Origin of the sequence: Acinetobacter sp. YH12233 (assembly GCF_013417725.1) — a bacterium.
GTDB lineage: Bacteria > Pseudomonadota > Gammaproteobacteria > Pseudomonadales > Moraxellaceae > Acinetobacter.
Genome location: NZ_VPDK01000023.1, coordinates 1 through 25,282 on the forward strand (window position 1 = coordinate 1; position 25,282 = coordinate 25,282).

Genomic DNA, 25,282 nt, shown 5'->3' on the forward strand with positions numbered 1-25,282 from the left:
ACTCAGAAGTGAAACCTCTTAGCGCTGATGGTAGTGTGGGGTCTCCCATGTGAGAGTAAGTCATCGCCAGCTCATTATTCCTAAAGCCCTCTGCTCACGCAGGGGGCTTTTTTTATGCGTGGGGTTTAAAAAATTAAGTCAAATTATATTAATTTACAAATAGATTAATTACTGTTTAATAAAAATAAGTGATTAATAATGCTTAAAAAATTATATAAGAATGACATTAAAGTTCATGAAATCATTATAGTTTTGTGTGTTTTTTTATCAAACTATGTTATAAAAGTTAAAGCGGCATGAAAATTGCTTATAAAACGAGATTTTTATTAGGGGGTCATATGAAATTATCAGTGGGATTACGAATTGCCAACTCGCTGTCATTAACTCCACAGTTACAACAAGCAATCCGCTTATTACAATTATCCAGTCTGGAATTAGAGCAAGAAATCCAGCTACAACTTGATAGTAATCCTTTGTTAGAAAAAGTTGAAGAGCAAATCAGTGTTGAAAGTCTTTCTACTGTTGATGCGAGTCAAAAGGATTTAACCAATGAACTCAATGCAGACCATCTTCCGGACGATCTACCTGTAGATACCGACTGGGATGATGTCTATACTCATCAACCGACAAGTCTGGGTGCAGCAGAGTTCGAAGAGCGCGAAGACAATCGTCAAAGCCAGCAAAGCTTACAAGAATATATGCTCGAGCAGGTTAATCTGCTGCACTTTTCTCGCATTGATCAGCTGATTGCATACTGCATTATTGATTCTCTAGATGAAAAGGGTTTTCTGGATGCAGAAATTTCCGAAATTACTGCATCAGTACAACATCTTTTATCTTCCATGGATTATGAGGAAGAAATCGAAGAGGATGAAGTACTCGTTGTTCTTAAGCATATTCAGCGTCTTGATCCGATTGGAGTAGGTTCCAGAAATCTAGCTGAGTGTTTATTGATTCAGCTGGATAGCCTGCCAGTTAATACCCCTTGTCGTAATGATGCGGTTAAATTGCTGCAACATTATGAGCTGCTGATTACCAATGAATTACCAAAACTCATTAAGCAAACTGGTTTAAATCAGGAACAATTACGCTGTGCGGTTGATTTGCTAAAAACTCTTAAACCATATCCGGGACTGGAGTTTGAAAGTAAGGAATCTGATTATCAGATCCCCGATGTCGTGGTAATGAAAAAGAATGACTGCTGGCAGGTGACGTTAAACCCTGATGTGATGCCTAAGTTGAGACTAAATTCTTTTTATACCAATATGATTCGTCGTGCTGATCAAAGCGAAGATAATCAATATTTGCGTAATCAGATGCTGGAAGCGAAAAACTTTATTAAAAGCATCGATGAACGTCATAAAACTTTATTGAAAGTAGCCACCTGTATTGTTGAACATCAGAAAAGTTTTTTAGAAATTGGCCCTGAAGGTATGCAGCCTCTGGTTTTACGTGATATTGCTGAAGAAGTGGAACTACATGAATCAACTGTATCTCGTGTAACGACTAACAAATATATGCTGACCCCACGTGGATTATTCGAACTGAAATACTTCTTCTCGAGTCATGTGGGGACGACTTCTGGTGGTGAGGCTTCATCTACTGCAATCCGTGCCAAAATTAAGAAAATGATTGCTGAAGAAAATGCACGTAAGCCTTTATCGGACAATGCAATTGCCAATCTTTTGAAAGAAGAGGGGATTGATGTGGCACGACGTACGGTCGCGAAATATCGTGAATCGTTACATATTCCTTCCTCTTCTGAGCGAAAAGTCTTGATCTAGTTTTTGAAATTTGATTATTCTAGAGGTTCATTATGACATCGTAATGAATCTTTTTTCTTTTGAGGAATGGTAAAAATGATCTGAATAAATGCTTTAAATCACGATTTTGATTGAGCAAGTTATTGTATTCTTTTCATTTTTAACTGTGACTCTTCTGATCCTAACGAAGGTGAGGGATAGAACTATGCAAATAACAATTCGTGGACATCATTTATCAATTACGCCAGCGATTGAAGAAACTATAAAAACGAAATTTTCACAGATGACCAAACATCTGGATCAGGTGAACAGCATGCAGGTTAAGCTTTCCAAAGATCATCAGATTGATAAGCGCTCAAAAAGAGGCAGCAGTAACCATATCGCAGAAGCGATTGTCCGTTTACCGGGTATTGAGTTTTTTGCCCATGCCAATGCTGATGACATGTATACCTCGATTAAAATTTTGACGGAAAAATTAAAAAAACAGATTGACCGATATCGCGAAATGCAGCTGAATCATCAGAGTTTAGCCATTTAAGCGACCAAATGGGGAAAAAGAGGTTTTTAAAAGCCTCTTTTTTTATATATATAATGTATGTGACTAATGAATTATTTTTTACATTTATAGTAAAATGACTCGTTTTACACCCTTAGTCCTATAAGAGGTCTTGTGATGAATAATGAACAGCTCGCTGAAATTTTAAAAGCCGCTTTTCCTGAGGCGGATGTTGCTGTGAGTGGTCAGGGCGGAAAATTCGATCTCCGTATTGTGGATGATCAGTTTGAAGGTAAACGTCCGGTTGCACGTCAACAAGCTGTTTATGCTCCTCTCAATTCCCATATTGCCAGTGGTGCAGTGCATGCTGTGACCATTCGTGCATTGACCAAAGAAGAATGGCGTAAAGCAAGCTTATTTGGAGCTTAATCAATTAATGGATAAATTCTTAATTCAGGGCGGTATTAAGCTCGACGGTGAAGTGCGTATTTCTGGTGCAAAAAATGCAGCGCTTCCATTATTAGCAGCAATGATTCTTGCTGATACGCCAATCACACTTAAAAATGTTCCAAATCTAAAAGATGTAAATACCTTGGTAAAGCTGATCGCAGGTCTTGGGATCACGATTAGTTATGAAGGCGATACAGTTATTGCAGATACCTCTACTTTGGATAACCAGTTTGCACCTTATGAACTCGTAAAAACCATGCGTGCTTCTATTTTGGTGCTTGGTCCTCTATTGGCGCGCTACGGTAGTGCAAAAGTATCCCTGCCAGGTGGATGTGCGATTGGTTCTCGTCCAGTCGATCAGCATTTGAAAGCACTAGAAGCTTTAGGTGCCGAGATTGAGGTTGAGGCCGGCTATGTCCATGCTAAAGTCGATGGTCGTCTGAAAGGCGGTGAAGTTGTCTTTGATATGGTGACTGTGGGTGGTACTGAAAATATTCTGATGGCTGCAGTATTGGCGGATGGTGTGACCACGATTCGTAATGCGGCGCGCGAACCTGAAATTACCGATCTTGCTCAAATGCTGATTAAGATGGGTGCGAAAATTGAAGGTCTGGATACCGATACCCTAGTGGTTACCGGTGTAGAAAGCCTGCATGGCTGTGAATATGCAGTAGTGGCCGACCGTATTGAAACCGGTTCTTACTTGGCTGCTGCAGCCATTACTGGTGGACGTGTTAAAACCACGCATACAGATCCGGCTTTAATGGAAGCTGTACTAGATAAGTTTGAGGAAATGGGCGCAGAAGTCACTCGTGGTGATGACTGGATTGAACTGGATATGATGGGCAAACGTCCGAAAGCGGTGAGCTTCCGTACCTTGCCACATCCAGATTTCCCAACAGATATGCAAGCCCAGTTAATGGCAGTCAATGCCATTGGCCGTGGATTTGCCACAATTTCTGAAACGATTTTTGAAAACCGTTTTATGCATGTTCCTGAATTGGCCCGTATGGGAGCCAATATTCAGGTCGAAGGTAATGATGCTGTCGTAACGGGTGTAGAAAAACTTTCTGCAGCACCTGTGATGGCAACAGATTTACGTGCTTCATTCTCTTTAGTTCTTGCAGCACTTGCAGCCGAAGGAGAAACATTGATTGACCGTATTTATCATATTGACCGCGGTTATGAAGATGTCGAAGCAAAGTTACAAGGTTTAGGTGCCCAAATTAAGCGAGTAAGTTAATGAGTGATATGAGAAACGATGATCCAAACTTTGACGTAATGGGCAATTTTGATCATGGTTTAACGTTAGCATTAAGCAAGGGCCGTATCTTAAAAGAAACTTTACCTCTGCTTGAAACAGCAGGGATTAACCTGCTGGAAGATCCGGATAAATCACGTAAGCTGATTTTTCCAACCACGCATAAACAGGTACGTATCCTGATTTTACGTGCTTCTGATGTGCCGACTTATGTTGAAAATGGTGCAGCAGATATCGGTGTAGCAGGTAAAGATGTGTTGATGGAACATGGCGCGCAAAATGTCTATGAACCATTAGATCTTAAAATTGCCAACTGCAAATTGATGACAGCAGGTAAAGTCGGCATGGAGCGTCCGAAAGGCCGTTTAAAAATTGCGACTAAATACGTGAATCTGACCCGTCAATACTACGCGAGCCTCGGTGAACAGGTTGATGTGATCAAGCTTTATGGTTCAATGGAACTTGCACCATTGGTGGGTTTAGGTGATTACATTGTTGACGTGGTCGATACAGGCAATACACTGCGTGCCAATGGTCTTGAGCCACTTGAAGAAATCTGCAAAGTCTCTTCACGTCTGATTGTGAACAAAGCCAGCTTTAAACGTAAGCAAGCATTGCTGAATCCAATTCTTGCCCAGCTTGAGCAAGCAGTGGAAGCACGCGAACAGGCGAAAAAAGCTTAAATTTACGCTGTATTAAAGACCGCCCACTTTGGGCGGTTTTTTATTGCTGATTATAAATATAAGAAGCTCAATGCTTTCATCAATTTTATCAAAAGCTATTTCCAATAAAACTCATAGCACAAGTCTGTTCTAGCTACCGACAAAGTCTTTGAAAACAGGTAAACTAAAGCCTTCGAATTCAAACCTTATGGGTAAATTGATGCGACGTTTATCGACACAAGATCAAAACTTCAAGCAAGCGTTTGCTGACTTGTTGGCTTTTGAAACCGTGAATGATCCTGAACTTTTAAAAACTGTAGACCAAATTATTGCTGACGTACGTCAGCATGGTGATGCTCATGTTCTTAAATTGACTCAGCAGTTCGATCGACATCCAGCGCATCAATTTTCAGATTTAGAACTGACTCAAGAGCAACTTCAAGCAGCTTTCGAAGGCTTAACGACTGAAGTGCGTGAAGCCTTAGAATTGGCTGCAAACCGTATTCGCGAATTCCATCAGGCACAAAAACAGGATGGTTGGACGTATGTCGATGCTCTAGGTAATACCTTGGGTCAGAAAGTGACGCCATTGGATCGCGTAGGGATCTATGTACCAGGTGGCTTGGCTTCATATCCATCTTCGGTGTTAATGAATGCTGTTCCTGCACATGTGGCAGGTGTAGGTGAAATTGTTATGGTGGTGCCTGCTCCAAATGGTGAACTGAATCCATTGGTCTTGGCTGCTGCCTATCTGGCTGGCGTACACCGTGTATTTACCATTGGTGGCGCACAAGCGGTTGCTGCATTGGCCTATGGTACAGAAACCATTCCACGTGTCGATAAAATCACTGGTCCAGGTAACCGTTTTGTGGCTGCGGCAAAACGTGCAGTATTTGGTCAGGTCGGTATCGACATGATTGCTGGTCCTTCAGAAATTCTGGTCTATGCAGAAGGGCAGAACAATGCCAAATGGTTAGCAATGGATTTGTTATCTCAAGCTGAACATGACACGGTGGCTCAAGCTGTATTTATTACGCCTGATGAACAGCTTCTCAATGAAGTAGAACAAGCAATTGAAGAGCATTTGCTAGCTCTACCAAAAGCAGAAATTGCCCGCACTTCAATTGCCAATCGTGGTGCATTAGTGCTTGTGAAAGATCGTGCTGAAGGTATTGAGCTGATTAACCAAGTAGCACCTGAACATTTAATGCTGTGTTTGGATGAAGCTCAAGAAATGGCTGAAGAGATTCGCCATGCCGGTGCGATCTTCATGGGACGTTATACGCCTGAAGCGATTGGTGACTATTGTGCAGGTCCAAACCATGTATTACCGACATCGGGTACAGCACGTTTCTCATCACCACTGGGTGTGTATGATTTCCAGAAACGTTCAAGCCTGATTATGTGTTCTGAAGATGGTGTGAAAACCCTTGCGAAAACTGCAGATGTTCTGGCACAGCAGGAAAATCTGGATGCGCATGCCCGTTCAGCACGCTACCGTTATCAGTAATTAAATACTTATATTAAATAAAAGATATTTCTTTCCCTTCGGGAGAGGTTAGGTAAGGGGAATTATTTGACCTCTCCCTAACCCTCTCCTAAAAGGAGAGGGAATTTGAGAATAGAAAATGTCGAATATCACCATAGAGCAAATGCGTTTTTGGAGCCCTGAAGTCCGTGAGCTAGAGCCTTACGTTCCAGGCGAACAGCCCAAAATTCAAAACCTTTTAAAATTAAATACCAATGAAAATCCGTATCCACCATCACCGAAAGTCGTGGAAGCGGTGCAAAAAGTTTTAGCCAATGGCGCAGATGTTTTACGCCTTTATCCAGATCCCGATGCATCTGAATTGAAACATGCCATAGCTAAACAACAAAATGTGGCTGCTGAAAATGTCTTTGTCGGTAACGGTTCTGATGAAGTTCTAGCACATATCTTTAAAGCCTTCTTTATTCAGGAACAGCCACTGCTTTATCCAGATATTACCTATAGCTTCTATCCAGTTTATAGCCAGTTCTTTGGTGTCAAAACCAAAATCTTGCCGCTCAATGAAAATTTTGAAATTGTGGTAGATGATTATAAACAGCCAAATGGCGGCATTATCATCACTAATCCAAATGCGCCAACCAGTATTGCACTTGGTTTGTCTGCCATTGAAGAAATCCTGCAAGCGAATCCAGATTCAGTAGTCGTCATTGATGAAGCCTATGTAGATTTTGGTGCTGAATCAGCAGTGAGTTTGATTGATAAATACGAGAATCTAGTAGTCTGTCAGACGACTTCAAAATCCCGCTCTTTAGCAGGCCTACGTGTTGGTTTCGCGATTGCGCAACCTCATCTGATTGCGGCGCTTGAAGCGGTAAAAAACAGCTTTAACTCTTATCCAATGGATCGTTTTGCGATTGCGGCTGCAGTGGCTTCATTCGAAGATCAGGAATACTTTGAAGCACAAAATGCTAAAGTGATTGCCAGTCGTGAAAAACTGGTTAATCAGTTGAATGAGCTCGGTTTCAAAGTCTTGCCATCAAGTGCGAACTTTATTTTTGCTTCACTACCATCAAAAGATGCAGGTGAGTTAGCAGCTGAATTACGGGAACGCGGCATTATCGTACGTTACTTTAATAAACCTCGTATCAATCAATTTTTACGTATTACCATTGGTACAGATGAGCAAAATCAGCGTTTAGTGGATACATTGAAGAATGATATTTTAGCTTAATTAAATCCACCCTAACCCTCCTTTGATAAAGGAGGGAACCTTTTTCTTTTTAAAGAGAGAGAATCCCCTCTTTTACAAAGAGGGGTTAGGGGAGATTTATAAAAAAGCGGCTCAACCGAGCCGCTTTTTTATTTATTTAGGTTTATACCAGGTATTGAGTAAATCCAGCATGGCCTCGACTTTATCAAAACACTCCTGATATTCTGCATCACAGTCAGAAGAAATCGTAATTCCGCCACCAGCCCAAAGTGAAACCTCATCTTGATATTTCTGAATCGAGCGAATCAGAATATTCCAGCTTCCTGTTCCATCAAAATTAAAATAACCTAATGAACCACAATACGCTCCACGTGGAGCACCTTCTAACTCTTCAATAATTTGCATGGCGCGAATCTTTGGTGCACCGGTAATTGATCCACCTGGAAGTGCATACAGCAATACCTCAAAAGGATGTACACCTTCTTTTAAGGTCGCTTCGACTTCGCTGACCATATGATGTACCTGATTAAATGACTCAATATTGAATAACTTAGGTGTCTTGACTGAACCTGTTTCTGCATAAACACTGAGGTCATTGCGTAGTAAATCTACAATCATGACATTTTCAGCCTGATCCTTCTTTGAGTCTTTTAAGCGTTGTTTGGATTGTTCATCAAGCACCGGATCGGCAAAACGTGGCATGGTACCTTTAATCGGTTTGGTGACAATTTTTCGATGTGCTTCAAAATCAATAAACAGTTCAGGTGAACAGCTCAATAATTCAAAATCACCAATACGAAGATAGCCCGCATATGGCGCATTGGTTAATGTCCAGAAAGCATGTGCAGTTTCTAATAATGAACCTTCAGCCAGTGCTGTAAATTCCTGGGTCAAGTTAATCTGGTAACAATCACCGGCTAGAATATAATCCTGAATATCCTGGAATGTCTGTGCATAGCGAGATTTGTCCCAACGTGGGCTGCAAAGGGTTTTTAATTGAAACTTAGGCGCTATGGAGGCTTGATTTAATAGATTTTGAAGATGATTGAAAATATCTGCTGCTTGCGGATCATGACTATAAAATACCCATTGATCAGCTTCGAACTTGATATAAGAATCAAATTGACCGATAAATAAGCCAGGTTGAGCTCGCTCCGGGTATTGGATGTGCTGTTGAGCAGCGTAATCATAGCCAATAAACCCAACATAACCCCCAGAAAATTCATTCGCTTGAATATCTGGAGTTTGCTCAAGCTCTAAGATGAGTTTAGCTATATTAGCCTGATATTGTTCGATATCCACTCTCTTAAATGACTGAGGTTGTCCATCTTGCACCATAAAATATTTCTGTGCACAGCAGGCAATAAAAGGCTGCCCATTATTATTTAAATATATCAGGTGATCTAAGGGGCTTAATGCATGCAATAGATCTTTAAGCTGAAGAGATGCAAAACTTAAAGGACAATGGTAAGGAGTTTCGTTCATTCAGTAGCGCATATTCCGATATGACCCGGTATTTTATATCAAGAATAGGAAAAAATATTTCTAAATCATCAAATACCGTTTGTCGGTAAGCTCAATATTGCGACCAACAACAGTTGATCAAAATATGACTCGACGTTAATTTAAGTGGGCGAGCAAAATTACTCAAGGAAAGATGCTTTGCGTTGTCAGAAAATAAAAAACACAACGTCAGCACTGAGTGATTCACAACCAAAAAAAATAGTACTCTTGGGAGAGTAAACAATGAAAAAATTCACAAAATTGGCTTTAGCTGCTTCAGTTGCTTTTAGTGCAAACGCAATGGCGATGCAATCACTGGACGATGCATCTCTAAGCGCGACTACAGGTCAGGACGGTTTGAAAATCGGTATCGGTATTTCAAAAATTGAAATTGAAAAACTATTTATCCATGATAATGATGGTTTAGCTGAGGACTCTACTGCAACAGCGGGCGTTATTGCAATTTATGATGGCGAAGGAAATATTGTTCGCCCTGGAACGGCTGCTAAGGGTATTGTGGGGGGTACTGGTGAAGCAGGTGCGATCTATATCAAAGCGAATGGTAAAGGTAAAACAACAGCTAATGGTATCGTGATTGGTGCAAACTACGATAACAATGGTGCGTATTTACTAGCTTCACGTAACCTTGCAGATTTAACCATTGACTCAGATGCTGGTGCTGGTAACCCGTTCATCAACATTGCCGCTGAAGTATCTGGTTTAGATATTAACATCGGTGAAATTGGGGTTGTGGGATCAGCTTCATCTCTTACAGATTATGAAAGTGGTTTAGCTTCAGCTACTAGTATTCGCCGTGGTGGTGCTGGTAAGGAAAATGCGATTTTATCTGGCCTATCACTTAAAACAGGTCCAATGTCTGCCAATATTCAATTAGGTGCTGCTCCACAGGGTGCAATGATTAAGTTGAATGCAACAATGATTGGCGGCTTAACAATTACAGATTTGGGTATTCTTGATAATTCAACGACTGGTGGACAAGTTGCTGCAGGTGTAACCACCTCAGGCCCAGGTGAAATCTTCATTGAAAGCATTAAGTTGACAGATGCTAACTCTAAAGATTTGACATTGAACCAAAGCATCAGTGTATTTGGCGAATCAAGTGCAAACGATGGTTTCATTCGTATTACGAGTACAAGTGGTGCACATGATAACTATGTGAAAGGTATTCACCTAGGTAGCCAAAATGCAGCATCAATTGGTGATATGGAAATTCAAGGTCTGCAAACTTACTTTAGCCCGGCACCTGGCCAATATGCAAAAGGTGCAATTATTACCATTTCTGGTCACTAATTTTTACCTTAAAAAAGCGCGTGTTTACACGCGCTTTTTTTTATGACTACAACATCTATCTAAAAAAATAAAAAAAGACTGTATTTTTTTGAAAAAGAAGGTATCTTTCTAGTTACAGGGAAGTAGAGTGAAGACTCTATAAAAAGAAAAATTAGGCACATCATGCCAATGATAAGAAAAGTAAAAGAATATGTTAGAGATTGCATTGGGCTCGGCATTGATGTATTACGCTGCCAAAGAAGCTCTGGATATTAAAAAACAGCCACCAGGCGCTGTTCACTATACTGAAGTTCTTGATTCAAGAAATGATTCTTTCGTACGTATGCACCGCGAACATGTGGAAGTCAAACCTGCACTGTTAGACCAGTTTCAGGGGATTGTGCGTCAGGCTTATGATTATAGTTGTGGTTCGGCAGCACTTACGACTTTATTAAATGGCTATGTAGGTACTCGGCTGGATGAGCAGCAAGTCATGAATGGCCTAATGAAATTTGGTGAAACGGATAAAATCATCGAACGTCGTAGCTTTTCCCTTCTTGATATGAAGCGTTTTGTTGCTGCCTTAGGTCTGGAAAGTGGCGGCTATCGCGGAGAATTTGAAGATCTGGTTAAACAGGGGCAACCCGCCATTGTTCCTATTTCCTATGCAGGATTTAAACATTTTGTCGTGTACAAAGCTTATAAAAATGGACGGGTGTATGTTGCAGATCCTGCGCTAGGTAATATCAGTTTTGATGAACAGCGATTTAAGGAAATTTGGGAAAACAATACTTTATATTTAATTAATGTCCCTGAACAATATCGAAAAAACTTTTTGGCATTAAAAGAGTCGGATATGCGTCATGTCGAAGATGCAACCATTAACCGTTATGCTTTAGTTGATATGCAGTATCCACAGTTCTATATGGATAAAATTGCCGATAAAGCATCGACTATCCGTATGGATCGTAACCGTAATGTAGATTCAGAAAAATTTGGGGAATATCAATATAATTTTCTCAGACTTTATTACAAGAATAAATAAAACGAAAAGATGGCTATAGAAAAATTAAAAATGGTGAAATGGATATGAACAGTAAATGGATGAACAAGACATTCTTGGCGCTCAGCATTCAGATGGTCATGGGAGTGGCATGGGCTGCGGATGAGCCTGAACTGGGTGAGTATGAAACGGTTGAGGAAGAAGTAGTCGAGACTGCCGCATCCGTTGATATTCAGCCTGAACCAGCAGCAACTCAGGCTGTAGAAGAACCTGAACTTGGGGGGTATGAAACAGTTCAGGAGGAAGCTGTAGCAGAGCCTGAACTGGGAGGATATGAAACCGTTCAGGAAGAAGCTGTTGTTGAAACAGCTGCACCTGTTGAAGCTCCAGCCACTCAAGCAGTAGATGCATCTCAAGCCTTACAGAAAAAAGAAGGAGATGCTACTCAGGAAGCGAGTCTAGAAGAAGTATTTACTTCAAATGAGCGTCAATACTCACTTATTAAACAAGGTGAGATTTCATCCTATTATGATATCGATTATACCTATTATCGAGATACACAACTCGATATGGAAATGGCACAGGGCCAGTTGTATCAGCTCCGTGTTCAGGAAAATGCAACACATAGCCTGACCAATACTTTCACTTTTCAGTACGGGGTGAAAGATAACCTGACCTTAACAGCTTCCTTACCTTTAGTTGCTAAGACAGATTTGTTAAAGGATACCTCTACAGCAGGATTAGGGGATATTAGTCTAGGTGCACGTTGGGAGCCATTCCCTTTAAAAGCAGGTCGTTTACCACTTATTTTATTTGCTAATTTGTCGACTAAAACAGGTGATAGCCCATATGAAATTAATGCAGCAAAAGATCTGGCTGCAGGTAAAGGGTATTACTCAGCCGGTGTGGGGGCGAGTACACGTAAATATATTGATCCAGTGGTGCTATTTGCCTCTGTTTCTGCAAATTATGGGTTTAAGGAATCTGGCTTAGATCAGCGTCGTGGTACACGCATTATTGAAGAATTTGAACCAGGGATTAGTGGTGGTTTTGCTTTCGGTTTCGCTTATTCATTTAACTATGATGTTTCCATGACCATGTCATATCAGCAAAGCTTTAATACTGGTGCAGAATTTAAGTATCACACGGGTGAAAGCTATTCAGCAGCTGATCAGACTAGTTCTACTTTTGCGATTTCTTTAGGGGTGCGTGTATCCCCAGAAACCATTGTAAATGGTACGGTCGGATTGGGGCTGACCGAAGATGCACCAGATGTTTCACTGGGACTCTCATTCCCACTTGATATTTTAGGTTTCGGTAAGAAATTCAGTTAATAGGGGTGTCGTATGAAAAACATTCGACTTAGCCCGTTATTAACAGGAATTATTCTTGCGGGCTGTTCAAGTTATACCTTTGCACAATTAGGGACCAACCTTTCTGTTGACCTGCGTGCATTGTCTATGGGGAACGCAGTTACTGCAGATCCGCTAGGAGTGAATGCAATTCACTTTAACCCGGCTGCATTGGCTAAAATTGAAGGCTTACAAACCGAACAGCAAATTATTGTTGCGAACTTTGATATTCAGCGTGAATTTACGGTTCCTGCTGGATATAACGTTTTTGGTTATTCAGATGATCCAATGGTCTGTAATGATGGACCTGAAGTGTCTTCTGATTTATGTACAGATTTTAAGGGCCCAGTGAAGGGTGATGTAGAGTATGTCAGTCTCTACGTACCAATTTTGAAAAAAATGGTGGATTTGGGTGAAGGCCTCCCGATGGCAGCACCTACCATGGGGGTCTCTTATAAACCACCAGGCTCTAAAGCAACTTATGCAACTGCCGTTTATGCACCGCTAGTTGCAGGTTTTGGTCATGAAGATGGTAATCCTGCCAATTTTATGGGACAACAGGTTGCTCTGGAGCGGATTACATATTTATCTCCATCAATTGGTTATGAAGTCAACGACCAGCTTTCGATTGGTGCTTCAATCGGGATGTCTTATCAAGCCATTGCCATGAAAACAGATTTACGTTTTCCCAATGAGCTGATTGGCATGTTGCGTATGATTGATGAAGTCGTATGTACACCATTTAAAGAAAATTCTGACATCATTACTGACATCTTGTTGCTCGGGATCTGTAATGCTGATGAAGGAATGAACCCATTTGGTAAATTTGGCCAAATGCAACTTTCATTAGAACAAAATTTAAGTCCAAGCTATAACCTGGGTGTTCTATGGGAGCCTACTGAAGATTTCAGTTTTGGTATGGTTTACCAGAGTGCGGCCAAAATGCGCTTAAAAGGTAAATATCATATCGATAATGCCAAAGCGCCACAGGAAATGATTAAAGGTCTGATGACCTCTCCAACTGGCCAGATTTTGGCTGCAATTCTTGGTTTTCCAAATTATATCCCTTCGAGTGAATCAGGTCTGGTTTCCATGGATTTCGAATACCCAGCTCACTTTCAGGCGGGGATCAAATATAAGGTAATGCCAGATCTACAAGTCAATTTTGATATTGGCTGGACAGATTATGCTGCTTGGGACCAATTCAAGTTTGAGTTCGACCGTACCCTGTCTGCCTTGAAGATTGCCAAACTGTTATCTGCCAATGTAACGGATTCTTCACTTGCATTACCGCTTAGGTTTGAGTCGCCATGGAACTTCGGGATCGGAGTAGAGTATTCAGCAACTGACCGACTGAAACTTCGTGCTGGCTATGAACCACGTACCAGTGCCATTCCAAAAGATAAACGCAATACTATGGTACCGATTAATGGTGCACAGCTATTTGGTTTAGGAGTGGGCTACCGTTTTGACGCAGATACGGATCTGGATCTATCTATTGGTTTCTTACGCAGTAAAGATAATATTCCAGCAAATACCAGTAGCCTAGCGAACCAGACCGGGGTAAATAACCTGTTACTGAATCCATATGCAGGCTTGAATGTCAAAACAGATACCAAGATCACAATTTTAGGTTTGAACTATCGCACCCGTTGGTAAGGAAGAAATGATCAGAACAGGGAACTTAGGGATAAAAATGGTACTGGCATTAAGTCTGGTACCATGGTCTTTTTATACAAATGCCAGAGAGTTTATTACGATCATTGGGCCCGATGGGCGACCATTAGTTGTGCCACGTCAAAATAATGAGCAGAAAGAAACAACAAAAAACCAAGCGGCCACTACTCCGAAAAAATTGACTACGTCCGTTACATCTACTGCACAGGATCTGAAAAAATCCGAGCCAAAGGCGGTGGAAAAAAGTGTGACAACAGGTGAGCAAAAAAATAATATGGTTGTACAACCAGTACAACCAGTACAACCAGTACAACCAGTACAACCAGTACAACCAGTACAACCAGTACAACCAGTACAACCAGTACAACCAGTACAACCAGTACAACCAGTACAACCAGTACAACCAGTACAACCAACTAAACACGTTGAGTCTAGATTACCGCAGCACTTACCACCAGTGACACAGCTTCAAACCCTTGAACCTGTCATTCAGGCAGTACCTGATCCTGTTCAAAAACAGGGTTTCAGTCAGGTTGAAGGGGTGGAATATGTGGATAGTGAATATCTGGAAAATAAAGAATTTAATCTGGAAGGTAAAAAACGTTTCTATAGTATGCCTGAAGGGATAGTTGATAAAAATATTGGGTCAACACGTGTACAGACGATTGAGCGTGAAAAAGGAGTTGGACAGTCGATTATAAAATCCTTGTTTCAACAACCTGTCGTAGATTCTGGTCCTATTGTACTGGCTCAAACCTACTATCGTATTTCTCAGCCTGAATCTGTAGAAAGCTTAGGTAAGCAGTGTTTTAAAGATAAAAAAGTTAAGAATGCGAAAGAGATTAGTGCAGGTAAATCCATTAATCTTTGGCCCCGGGCACCGCTGAAATCAGATGAGTTTGATTATGAAATTGTGAAGCTAAAATCTGAAATTAAAAATGTTCAGATTCAGTCGTATGCTTCCCGTCAGAATAATCCTGCCTATTACTGGCCATTTGTTGTATTTCTGGATGAACGAGGCTGTGTTTTAGAAGGGGCAGGCGGTTTCAAAAATCAGGAAGCACAAGCCAATATTATTCAACATGAGAAGATACAGGGAATTATTCAGGTTCCTGCGCAAAGCCAATATGTTTTAATGACTCCACTCGCTTCAGCCATAGATGTTGAAGACAAGATGCTGACAAATTATGGACAACTAAAACTAGTCGCCATTCGATAAGGACGATTCGAGTAGAATAAGATGAAAAATAAAATATTATATCCATTTGCTTTCACTGCTTTATTTGCTGCCCTCAGTGGATGCGGAGGTGAAAGTGCGAATGTCATACCAGAACAAAATGATGAAGCCACCATGAATGGTTCCTGCTCTGCTACTGCAACGAATTGTCTGGAATGGGGACTTGAATATCCAATTGATGGTCTTAACTTTAATTGTAGTGGTGATAAAGAAAATACCTTTATTACTTTATTTGACCAAAATGAGGGGGTGGCGTCAGGTACTTGTCAAAAAGCAGATAGTATTGAATTTTATCTGAAAAGTTTTAGTGATACCAAAATCAAATTGGGTACTGTCAAGCTTTCTGAATATATGAACCTCAGTACATCGAGTCAATTACCTCGACTAAGTGTACTTGATATTGCCAAGGGAATTACCGGTCGTAATATTGCCAGAATCGAACAGACAGATCCAACCGTACAGGTGGCGATGAAACTGGTCAAAATCTGGCAGACCTTGGCACTGGAAAAAGGCCGTATCTATAATCCGACGGATATACAGCCCTTGTATATCACAGAGGATATGCGAAAGAATCTGGGCAAAATTAATAAAGATATCAGCCTGACAGATGCAAATTTGGCAGAAACCCTTAAACCTTTTATTGATATTAGCCAGATTAGTGATGATCAGGCCTTTGAAGTCGTAAAAAAACTGGCCAATATTGCCAGTGCTGCAGTATATCAACCGGAATTTTCTCTGTTCTCAACTTCAGGCATTATTAGCAGTAACTTGACTGGTTCTGACGGTCTGGCGGGATGTAATAAATCTGTATGTGACATTAAAGATAAAACGACTAAATATTTATTTGGACATTTTATCCTGATTACAGACCGCCAAGGTTATACCTTCGGCAGTGGACTACAGTGGCGCGATACCCAATTAAAACTGGGCTCCAATAATCTGGGATCTTTGGGTGGCATTAATGCGGAATTGATCCGTAAGGTTAAACCACAGCAAATTACCGCAGTACCGCAAACCAGTTGGATTAGCCCTGCAACGAGAATGCTTTCATCAAATGCACCATATAAAATGAATGTGGCTAACAACAGCAATCCATTAGAAATTTACCAAGGTCGTTTGCTGAGCGATTATGTGATCGCCGGTAAAGAAGCATTTTATAAGATGGCCACAGGTAAAACTGAAATCAGCGATGCTGATCGTGCCAGTCTTGGTTTATGGCGCTTTAATGCTGATGATGACAACTATAGTGGCTCAATTGATCTTTATAAAATTTTCCCGATCAGCTATCTGGATCGTCAAGTCTTTAAAACAGCTGAAAATGTAAAGTCAGGTGAAGAATATATTTTCCCAATGTATGGCAACATGGAATTTAAATTTAGTGAAAACTCAATTAGCCCTGTTACAGTGGGTGTTGTGATTGATAGTAATGGTGATGTGCGTACCAATATGCAGTCCGCGAGCAATCTTGCAACTGATAGCATTAATGGTTGCCAGGGAGATATCTTACCGGCTGGACTTAAAGACAATAACGGCGTTCAACAATATCGTCTCGGTACCTTAGGCCGTGCATTTATAGATGAAAAAACAGTATCTATGCGACTGGTCTTCGCTGATCCTGTATTTGGTTCATTAAATGGTGCCTTGGTAGGTATGAACTCCACTATTCAGGCTTCAACCAATACAGAGGATAAGATTGTGATTGGTGGGGCATTACTCAATTTATCTAATGTATTGAATGGAACCAGTCGTGTGGGCTTTACCAACTCAGCTGGAGAAAGCGTAGGTTGGGCGAATACTTATGCCAGCTTCCAGAAAGTCTATAACAACAATAATACTGATGAAACGACAGAAGAGACCAATCTGGCCAAGCTAAGTGGCGGAAGTGTTTCATTCAAATTAGCGGATTGTTATAGCATCAAAACTAAAAACAAATCATGAAATAAAAAAGCCCATCCAATGATGGGCTTTTTTATAAAAAGACATTTTAACCTGTATGATCCAAACGAGTTCCCAAGGTCTCTAGATGCATCGGGAAGTTATTGGTTTTACGGTCTTCAAAATAATGACGAAGCGTATGCTCTACACTCGGGAAAGCCAGTTCACTCCAGGGAATTTCATCTTCATCAAATAAACGTGCTTCAATGGTTTCTTCACCTGCACCAAATTTTCCATCAATCAGTTGAGATTTAAACAGGACATAAATCTGGCCAATCCGCGGAATATTGTACATGCAGTACAGCTGTTCAATATCTACTTCAGCTTCGGCTTCTTCACGGGTTTCACGTGCTGCGCCCTGTTCCATGGTTTCAAACAGTTCCATATAACCGGCAGGGAGGGTCCACAGTCCATAACGTGGTTCAATTGCACGGCGGCAGAGCAGAACTTTATCTTCCCAGAGCACCAATGCACCGCAAATCACTTTTGGATTAATGTAATGAATATATCCGCATGTAGTACAAACCTTGCGAACCTTCTGATCGCCTAAAGGAATTTTCTCTGTTGTTTTATGTCCACAGTTCACACAGAAGTTCATATTCATCATCAATGATAACAGTAAGGTCAGGATAACTGAAAAATCAAAATTTGGCATCATTTCTATCCCGCCAAATCAAAAATCAGCTATGATGAAATTATAGTCGCATAGGGAGCTGAATGAATGGATGAGCTGGGATTAATACAACGCTTGCAGAAACATTTACGATTTTCCAAACGGATTCAAACTGCACAGGCTGCTGTATTAATTGCGATCACAGATGAAGCTGATCCCAAAGTTTTGCTGACACGTCGTTCAGCTTATATGAATAATCATGCAGGGGAAGTCTCTTTTCCAGGGGGTAAACGCGACCCGCAAGATACCAGTAATATTGTAGTGGCTTTGAGAGAGGCGTATGAGGAAACGGCGCTTAACCCATTTGATGTGCATCTGATCGGGGATCTCCCGATGCAAAAGGCACGTAACGGGATGCTGGTTAAGCCTGTGGTCGGTTTAATTCCGCCTACCATTCAACTTATTCCTCAGCCGACGGAAATTGACCGGATTTTCTTTGCTTCCTTGCAGCATTTGCTGGAAGCCCAGCCGATGCCTTATGAAGTGCGGTTTGCCCAGCAGTCTTTATATTTTCCAAGTATGCGGGTGGAAAATGAGATTGTCTGGGGACTGACCGCACGTATGCTAATTTCATTATTTCAGTACGGGCTTGACTATAAAAAAGACTGGCCATTTTTACTTAATTCACCTGCGTTTAAACGCTCAAAATTTTTTAACCGTTGAACAGGATTTCAGCCATGTTATATCAATTTCAGGGACATTCACCAAAAGTAACGCATCAGCCATGGGATGGTTGGGTGGCACCTACAGCGACGGTCATTGGACAGGTTGAATTAGGCAAGCAGGTGAGTGTCTGGTTTGGCGCCGTCGTTCGTGCAGATAACAGCAAAATTCGGTTAGGTGACTTCACCAATGTTCAGGAAAATGCAGTGCTACATACTGATGCCGGAATTGAAATGAACATCGGAAATTATGTGACCATTGGTCATCAAGCCATGCTGCATGGTTGCACGATTGGCGATAATAGCCTGATTGGAATTCAGGCAGTGATCTTGAATCATGCCGTGATTGGCAAGAATTGTATTATTGGTGCCAATGCCCTGATTCCAGAAGGGAAGGTGATTCCTGATAATTCGGTGGTAATGGGCTCACCAGGCAAAGTCGTGAAAACTTTAGATGAAGCCAGTATTCAGAAACTGAAAATGAGTGCCATGCACTATGCTGAGCATTTCCAGAAATTTCAGGACCTGGAAGAAGTACAGCTTTAGGCTGTTATCTGAATAATGTCCTCAGTTAAGCCTAGAATTTTCTAGGCATTTTTGTATCTGGCTTGGGAAAATCTCGCCTAGAAGATATGAGTGGAGTATTATATTCGACGTTTTTTATATTCTCTGAATTAAGGTTGTGCATGAAAGTGCTGGCATTGGAGACTGCCAATGAGCAGTGTTCCGTCTCTGTGATCGATGATACTCAAGAACTATTTTTTCAGCTTGATGCGCGCGCCAAGGCACAAACGCAAACCATTCTCCCAATGATTGAACAAGGCCTCAATGATCTGGGCTTGGCTGTATCTGATCTGACAGCAATTGCCTTTAGTCGTGGCCCGGGATCGTTTAGTGGTGTTCGCATCAATGCGGCTGTGACCCAAGCTTTGGCTTGGTCAAATGATCTGCCTGTAATTCCGGTATCCACTTTACAAGCTTTGGCGCAAGCGGCATATCGTTTGCATGGTTTAACTACAGTAACTGCCGTACTGGATGCACGGATGAATGAAGTCTACGTGGCCAGTTATCAGTTAGATGCTCAAGGGGTTATGCAGGCTGTTGATGAAGAACAGCTTTTGAGTTATGAACAAAGTGCTGAAGCAGTAAAATTTACTGTGGTGGGTTCAGGTGCCAATCTAGTTCAAGAAACAGCATCTGAATATAAAAATGTCAGTGCAACAGCGCAGGATATTGCCATGATTGCGCGTGCAGCAGCAAAAACAGAAAATTGGGTCAGTGCAGAATTGGCACTTCCGGTATATTTACGTGATAACGCATGGAAAAAAATTCCAGAACAAGGCAAAGCATAATTAATCAGGATTAAGCATGGATCTTTTACTGCTGCTGAAAGCAGCAATTATGGGTATTGTTGAAGGTATTACTGAGTTTTTGCCTATTTCCAGTACTGGGCATCTGATTTTGGCTTCAGAATTAATGAATTTCTGGACTAAACAAAAAAGCGATGTTTTTGTCGTCGCAATTCAGATGGGGGCAATTGCCGCGGTTATTTATGAATATTGGGCACGGCTTTGGGGTGCAGCAACCGGGATCGTAAGTGGTGAACCGCAAGGACGCCGTTTAGGGATTGGCCTGATTCTGGCCTCTATTCCCATTGTGCTGATTGGTCTGACCCTAGGGCAAACTGTAAAAGAACTGCTATTCAATAATATTGCAATTGCCATTGGCTTGATCGTCGGTGGTCTGATCATTATCTGGATTGAAAAGAATCCACCTAAGGTACGTGCCCAGGAAGTTGAAGATCTAACCGTAAAAGATGCGATCTGGATTGGTCTGATTCAGGTCTTATCCCTGATACCGGGAACTTCACGTTCAGGTGCGACCATTATCGGGGCGATGTTCCTTGGCGTATCACGTAAGGCTGCAACTGAATTTTCATTCTTCTTGGGGATTCCGGTTATTATCGGTGCAGGCCTGCTCGATCTGTATCAAAGCTATGATGTTTACAGTACCACAGAAGACTGGACGGTTCTGGCAGTCGGTATCATCGTATCGTTCATCTCAGCGCTTTTATTAATCCGTGCCTTGGTAGCCTATGTGGCAAAACGTGATTTCATGGTTTTTGCCTGGTATCGCATAGCCTCAGGTTTACTGATTTTATTATTTGCCTTTACAGGTTGGAGATTATGGTAAGCACGATTCGCTTATATACCGAATCTGAGTATCAAGAGAAAGCACAGCACTTCGAGGCTGTGCTTTCTTCTCGTGGTGTAGAGGTTAGTATTGAGGTTATTGAAAAGCTGAATGCACGTTTCTTGCGTTTACATTCCGAACTGGCTCTGTGTGTTGATGCTGACGGCCTATGGCTCTGTGCCAATGGCATGAAAATGCAACCAGATTGGCAAGCAGAAGTAGGGCGTTTAAAACGTGCCTCTTTAAAATCGGAAATGATTGCTCGTGCTTGTAACCTCGGAGAAAAGCCGACTCTTATCGATGCGACAGCTGGGCTAGGTCATGACAGTCTGTTGATGGCACATTTGGGTGCTCAGGTGACCTTGGTCGAACGACATCCTATTTTATTTACCCTGCTTGAAGACAGTCATCACCGAGCGAAAAAGGATACTTTTCTAAGTTCGGTGGTTAACCGGATTCATCTGGTTTTTTCAGATTCTGCAGACTATCTGAAATCACAGGCTGAGCAGAATGCGGTCGTCGATGTGGTTTATCTGGACCCGATGTTTCCACAACGCGACCAGAATCAGCAGGCACCGAAAAAGCAGGCACAGGTGAAAAAACAAATGCAGTTATTACATTTGCTTTTACCGGAAGATGGTGAAATGGATCTGGGGGATAATCTCTTAGAATTAGCACAAAAAATTGGCAAGCGGGTGGTGGTGAAACGTCCTCGTCTGGCCGTATTTTTAGCTGGAAAAGAGCCAAATCATCAATGGTCTGGTGATGCTTGCCGTTTTGATGCCTATTTTCAGCATGAACTGGTTACTTAATATGAGAATTGCTTCAAAATAGATCAAGGATTTGTTATATATTTAAAAATTGGCATTGATAAAACTTATATCAAGCATAAACTTATTGGGCACATTAGCGAGCCACTCACCTCCCTGAAATCATATGATCGACTTTAAACCCTCCATCAATTTTTGGCACGATTTTAAAAGCAACCAAATTGCCGGGATGTGGTTATTTCTGGGATCTCGGCGTTCGCTGCAACTGGTGCGTCCCTCTATTCTGCAACTGGTGTTCTGGGGCATTTTGGGCGGCTGTGCTAATAGCCTGTTTAGCTGGCTCAGTTCCGGCCGCATGGGAGATTTTAACTCTCAAGGTTTGATCAGTTATGCACTTTGGCCCTTTATTGCCTTGATTGTCGGGATTTTCTTGTCCCAGCGAGTGAATAATCCTCGTCTGATGCTGGTACCCGCATTGCTCTGGCTGGTGCTGGATACGCATATCATGCTGTTCCAGAGCTTGATCCAGTATCTGGGTGATCTGGATTATCTACCCTATATTTTCTATGCCTATATTCCGACCCTGTTTGTCATGCTGTTTGTCTGGCAAAGTCTGGCTGTGGTCTGGGTGATTTCACGTGAATTAAAATGGCCGTGGTGGGAACGGGCACTGATTATGCTGGCCACCTTGTTTACCTTGGTGGTGTGGCAGATTTCGGTGAAAGATCAGCCCATCTGGAAAGTTGAAGAAATTCCACCAAGTTTTGCTGAAGATGCTTTCTATGCTCAGCCGATCTTGCTGAATAAGGCGCTGGATGCAATTGAATATGGTGAATTTGCACAGTCGCATTGGTACTTTATGGGTGTGGCTGGCGCGAGTTATCAGGATGTGTTCTATTCAGAAATAGAGCGGATTAAAAAGCAGTTTGATACCCGGTTTGGGACTTTTGGCCGTTCGATTATGCTGGTGAATCATCCGGCAACACGGACTGAGATTCCACTTGCTTCCAAAACCAGCATGGAATTGGCCTTGCGCCGTATTGGCCAGCAGATGAACCGGGAAAGTGATGTACTGTTCCTGTATATGACCTCACATGGCTTGCCAAATGAATTTGAAATGGAAAATGCACCGCTAGATCTGGCATCAGTCGATCCAAAATGGTTGCGTGATACTCTGGATGCCTCAGGTGTGCGTTGGCGAGTGATTGTTATTTCTGCCTGTTTCTCAGGTGGTTTCGCTTCGGCTCTGCAGAATGATAATACTTTAATTATCACAGCCTCTGCTGCTGACCGTCAGTCATTCGGTTGTTCGAACGAAGCTGACTATACTTATTTCGGTCGTGCTTTCTTTGATGAGGCCATGCGTGAAAATAACAGTCTGAAAGCCTCTTTTGAGCAGGCCAAGACTACAGTGGCTAAATGGGAAGCAGCTCAGGGATTTGAACCGTCAGAACCACAATGGGTGATTGGCAAAAACATGGAATTGATGTTGCCACAACTAGAACAGCGTCTTTTCCCTCCAGCGACGACCACTTCAGCATCTCCGTCTGTCGCTTTGACTCCATAAACCAATCTACAACTTTAGAAAATAGAAAAAGGAATGATGATGGAACTGGTACAGAATAATCGAAGCTTTGAGGGTGAACAGCGGATTTATAGCTTTGAGTCTAAAATATTAAAAAAGCCAACCAGATTTGGAATCTTCCTGCCGCCACAAGCTCTGGAAGGGCAGAATTGTCCAGCTTTGTTCTATTTAGCTGGCCTGACCTGTACGGAAGAGACTTTTGCGATCAAGGCACATGCCCAGCGTCTGGCGGCCCAGCTTGGCCTGATTCTGATTACACCTGACACTTCACCACGTGGAGATGATGTTGCCAAAGGGGATCACTGGGATATCGGGCAAGGTGCCGGATTCTATATCAATGCCACTCAAGCACCGTGGGCTGAACATTATCAGATGGAAAGCTTTATTATCGATGAGTTGTATGAACTGGTGTGTGAAGAATTCGTAGTTCAGGCGGATAAGATTGGGATTTTCGGTCATTCCATGGGTGGACATGGCGCTTTAACTTTGGCTTTTAAATACCCGGAAAAATTCTGTTCAGTTTCGGCATTTGCACCGATTTGTGCACCAAGCCAATGCCCATGGGGTGAAAAAGCATTCTCAAATTATCTGGGCGAAAACCGCGAAGAATGGTTGAAGCATGATGCAACTGCGCTGGTTCAGGAAAAAGGTGCACTGTTTAGCGATATCCTGATTGATCAGGGCTTTTCTGATCAGTTCTATAGCCAGCTGAATCCGGCGTTATTTCAGCAAGCTTGTGATGCCGTGAACCAGAAATTAACCTTACGTGAACATCAGGGTTATGATCATGGTTACTATTTTATTCAAAGCTTTGTAGATGACCACCTACAATTCCATGCCGTGCAATTAAATCCATAAGCCAAGCAGCAAAAGCGAAGCAAATTTAAAAGTATAATGAAACTTCAAAAATAGGTCATATTTTTGGAGTTTTTTATATGAATATCAAATAAATATAATAAAAATGGCATATAAGTTGCTATTCAGAAATCAGGTAGAACCAGTTGCAGTTAAGAACACGATGCACAATAAGCCTGAACCAGAGATTGACCAGTCATCAACTTCACTAGAAAAACACAGCTTCCGATTTCATGGCAGTGCCACGGAATATTTTGGAATCTGGATGGTGAATCTGATGTTAACCATCATTACGCTTACTTTGTATAGCCCTTGGGCAAAGGCACGCCGTATCCGATATTTCTACGGCAATACCCAATTGTTAAAATATCGCTTTGACTTCATTGCCATGCCAAGCCGAATTCTACTAGGTCGTCTACTGGCATTGGAGCTGTATGTGGTGACAGTGATCTTAACCAATTACTCCATCTTGGCTACCAGTTCATTATTTCTGATTGCTGCGATCTCTCTACCTTGGTTAATTCGGATGACCCTGAAATTTAAGGCTCGGAATAGTAAATATGGCAATGTCCGGTTTCATTTTAGTGGAAGCAATCGGGAAGCCTATAGGGTTTTATGGCTCGCGATATTGGTCAATATTTTTACTTTGTTTCTTTTCAGCCCAGTGGTGATCTGGCTATACAAACGTTACTGCTTTAATCATTTATCGATCGGACAACTTCAGTTCAGGCTGGGGATTCAGTGGTCTAAATTTATGTCGGCAGTCTATATCCCCTTATGTTTGTGTCTGCTGATCGGCATTGCATGGATCGCGGTAATCGTTTACTGGATCGATTTGATCGGTACAAACTTGTTTACCTTAGGTGTTGTATTGAGCTATCTGTTTTGTCTGGCCTTGGTCTGGCCGATGATCTCTGCACGCTTATATATGTATACCTGGAATCATGTAGAGCTTGGTCAAAGCTACTTTAAAACCCGGGTAACGACATGGCGTTATAGCTGGATTGTACTGAGTAACTGGATTGTGCGTGCACTCAGTTTGGGACTCATGACCCCTTGGGCGAGCATCCGTTTATATGAATATCAACTGGCTAACCTAGAACTCTATCTAGCAGAGGACGAAACTAATCTAAAAAATATCTTGCAGCGTGATCCAAATGCTATAGCCAATGAAGTACTGGATATCTTTGATTTCGATGCATCGTTATAGAGGCAA

23 protein-coding genes are annotated in these 25,282 nt (G+C 41.8%); 21 read left to right on the forward strand and 2 right to left on the reverse strand.

The window, feature by feature from the left end; all coding sequences use genetic code 11:
• The first annotated feature begins 338 nt into the window (after window positions 1-338).
• From FTV12_RS10885 to hisC, 7 genes are all read left to right on the forward strand, one after another.
• A complete protein-coding gene (locus FTV12_RS10885; RefSeq protein WP_180034028.1) occupies window positions 339-1,784 on the forward strand; it encodes an RNA polymerase factor sigma-54 in 1,446 nt (481 codons plus the stop codon).
• Window positions 1,785-1,968: 184 nt separating this feature from the next.
• Entirely contained in the window at window positions 1,969-2,301 is a 333-nt protein-coding gene (gene hpf / locus FTV12_RS10890) for a ribosome hibernation-promoting factor, HPF/YfiA family (RefSeq protein WP_004783414.1), read from the forward strand.
• A 135-nt stretch (window positions 2,302-2,436) separates the two neighbouring features.
• Complete coding sequence (gene ibaG / locus FTV12_RS10895) at window positions 2,437-2,688, forward strand: BolA family iron metabolism protein IbaG (RefSeq protein ID WP_004783413.1); 252 nt, start codon at window positions 2,437-2,439, stop codon at window positions 2,686-2,688.
• A 7-nt stretch (window positions 2,689-2,695) separates the two neighbouring features.
• A complete protein-coding gene (gene murA, locus FTV12_RS10900; RefSeq protein WP_159124271.1) occupies window positions 2,696-3,952 on the forward strand; it encodes a UDP-N-acetylglucosamine 1-carboxyvinyltransferase in 1,257 nt (418 codons plus the stop codon).
• Window positions 3,952-4,653: an ATP phosphoribosyltransferase gene (gene hisG, locus FTV12_RS10905; protein ID WP_005234128.1), complete on the forward strand. Its 702-nt coding sequence runs from the start codon at window positions 3,952-3,954 to the stop codon at window positions 4,651-4,653. Before murA ends, hisG begins: the two co-directional genes overlap by 1 nt.
• Window positions 4,654-4,840: 187 nt before the next feature.
• Window positions 4,841-6,142, forward strand: coding sequence for a histidinol dehydrogenase (gene hisD / locus FTV12_RS10910; RefSeq protein ID WP_180034029.1), 1,302 nt, complete (start codon window positions 4,841-4,843; stop codon window positions 6,140-6,142).
• A gap of 118 nt (window positions 6,143-6,260) precedes the next feature.
• Window positions 6,261-7,352, forward strand: coding sequence for a histidinol-phosphate transaminase (hisC, locus tag FTV12_RS10915; protein ID WP_180034030.1), 1,092 nt, complete (start codon window positions 6,261-6,263; stop codon window positions 7,350-7,352).
• Window positions 7,353-7,484: 132 nt separating this feature from the next.
• Here hisC and FTV12_RS10920 read toward each other — a convergent pair whose 3' ends face one another.
• Window positions 7,485-8,816 carry an anthranilate synthase component I family protein gene (locus FTV12_RS10920; protein WP_180034031.1) on the reverse strand — a complete coding sequence of 444 codons (1,332 nt, stop codon included), beginning with the start codon at window positions 8,814-8,816 and terminating at the stop codon, window positions 7,485-7,487.
• A gap of 261 nt (window positions 8,817-9,077) precedes the next feature.
• On the opposite strand from FTV12_RS10920, the gene FTV12_RS10925 reads away from it, so the two are divergent.
• The 6 genes from FTV12_RS10925 (at window position 9,078) to FTV12_RS10950 (ending at window position 17,331) form a co-directional block, all read left to right on the forward strand.
• The gene (locus FTV12_RS10925) at window positions 9,078-10,145 is read left to right on the forward strand and encodes a DUF6160 family protein (RefSeq protein WP_180003096.1); all 1,068 of its coding nucleotides are present in this window, start codon (window positions 9,078-9,080) and stop codon (window positions 10,143-10,145) included.
• Between the two features lie 190 nt (window positions 10,146-10,335).
• Entirely contained in the window at window positions 10,336-11,169 is an 834-nt protein-coding gene (locus tag FTV12_RS10930) for a C39 family peptidase (protein ID WP_180003094.1), read from the forward strand.
• 38 nt (window positions 11,170-11,207) lie between these two features.
• Window positions 11,208-12,461: a hypothetical protein gene (locus FTV12_RS10935; RefSeq protein WP_171505611.1), complete on the forward strand. Its 1,254-nt coding sequence runs from the start codon at window positions 11,208-11,210 to the stop codon at window positions 12,459-12,461.
• Window positions 12,462-12,473: 12 nt separating this feature from the next.
• The gene (locus tag FTV12_RS10940; RefSeq protein WP_180034032.1) at window positions 12,474-14,138 is read left to right on the forward strand and encodes an OmpP1/FadL family transporter; all 1,665 of its coding nucleotides are present in this window, start codon (window positions 12,474-12,476) and stop codon (window positions 14,136-14,138) included.
• A 7-nt stretch (window positions 14,139-14,145) separates the two neighbouring features.
• Window positions 14,146-15,375 carry a putative pilus assembly protein FilE gene (gene filE, locus FTV12_RS10945; RefSeq protein ID WP_180034033.1) on the forward strand — a complete coding sequence of 410 codons (1,230 nt, stop codon included), beginning with the start codon at window positions 14,146-14,148 and terminating at the stop codon, window positions 15,373-15,375.
• Window positions 15,376-15,396: 21 nt separating this feature from the next.
• Entirely contained in the window at window positions 15,397-17,331 is a 1,935-nt protein-coding gene (locus FTV12_RS10950) for a hypothetical protein (protein WP_180034034.1), read from the forward strand.
• Between the two features lie 46 nt (window positions 17,332-17,377).
• On the opposite strand, the gene FTV12_RS10955 is transcribed toward FTV12_RS10950, so the two are convergent.
• A complete protein-coding gene (locus tag FTV12_RS10955; protein WP_166136775.1) occupies window positions 17,378-17,926 on the reverse strand; it encodes an NUDIX hydrolase in 549 nt (182 codons plus the stop codon).
• Between the two features lie 123 nt (window positions 17,927-18,049).
• Here FTV12_RS10955 and FTV12_RS10960 point away from each other — a divergent pair, with 123 nt between their 5' ends.
• The 8 genes from FTV12_RS10960 (at window position 18,050) to FTV12_RS10995 (ending at window position 25,276) form a co-directional block, all read left to right on the forward strand.
• The gene (locus FTV12_RS10960; RefSeq protein ID WP_004783401.1) at window positions 18,050-18,664 is read left to right on the forward strand and encodes a CoA pyrophosphatase; all 615 of its coding nucleotides are present in this window, start codon (window positions 18,050-18,052) and stop codon (window positions 18,662-18,664) included.
• Between the two features lie 14 nt (window positions 18,665-18,678).
• Entirely contained in the window at window positions 18,679-19,209 is a 531-nt protein-coding gene (locus FTV12_RS10965; protein ID WP_180034035.1) for a gamma carbonic anhydrase family protein, read from the forward strand.
• A gap of 140 nt (window positions 19,210-19,349) precedes the next feature.
• On the forward strand, window positions 19,350-20,015 hold the full coding sequence (gene tsaB / locus FTV12_RS10970; protein ID WP_180017104.1) for a tRNA (adenosine(37)-N6)-threonylcarbamoyltransferase complex dimerization subunit type 1 TsaB: 666 nt from the start codon (window positions 19,350-19,352) through the stop codon (window positions 20,013-20,015).
• 16 nt (window positions 20,016-20,031) lie between these two features.
• Window positions 20,032-20,856 (forward strand): undecaprenyl-diphosphate phosphatase, encoded by an 825-nt coding sequence (locus FTV12_RS10975; RefSeq protein WP_034705726.1) that lies wholly within the window; start codon window positions 20,032-20,034, stop codon window positions 20,854-20,856.
• Entirely contained in the window at window positions 20,850-21,668 is an 819-nt protein-coding gene (locus FTV12_RS10980) for a class I SAM-dependent methyltransferase (protein WP_180034036.1), read from the forward strand. Before FTV12_RS10975 ends, FTV12_RS10980 begins: the two co-directional genes overlap by 7 nt.
• A 124-nt stretch (window positions 21,669-21,792) precedes the next feature.
• Window positions 21,793-23,193 carry a C13 family peptidase gene (locus tag FTV12_RS10985; protein ID WP_180034037.1) on the forward strand — a complete coding sequence of 467 codons (1,401 nt, stop codon included), beginning with the start codon at window positions 21,793-21,795 and terminating at the stop codon, window positions 23,191-23,193.
• 39 nt (window positions 23,194-23,232) lie between these two features.
• Window positions 23,233-24,069 (forward strand): S-formylglutathione hydrolase, encoded by an 837-nt coding sequence (gene fghA / locus FTV12_RS10990; protein ID WP_180034038.1) that lies wholly within the window; start codon window positions 23,233-23,235, stop codon window positions 24,067-24,069.
• 160 nt (window positions 24,070-24,229) lie between these two features.
• Window positions 24,230-25,276 (forward strand): YjgN family protein, encoded by a 1,047-nt coding sequence (locus FTV12_RS10995; RefSeq protein ID WP_257220885.1) that lies wholly within the window; start codon window positions 24,230-24,232, stop codon window positions 25,274-25,276.
• Window positions 25,277-25,282 lie beyond the last annotated feature (6 nt).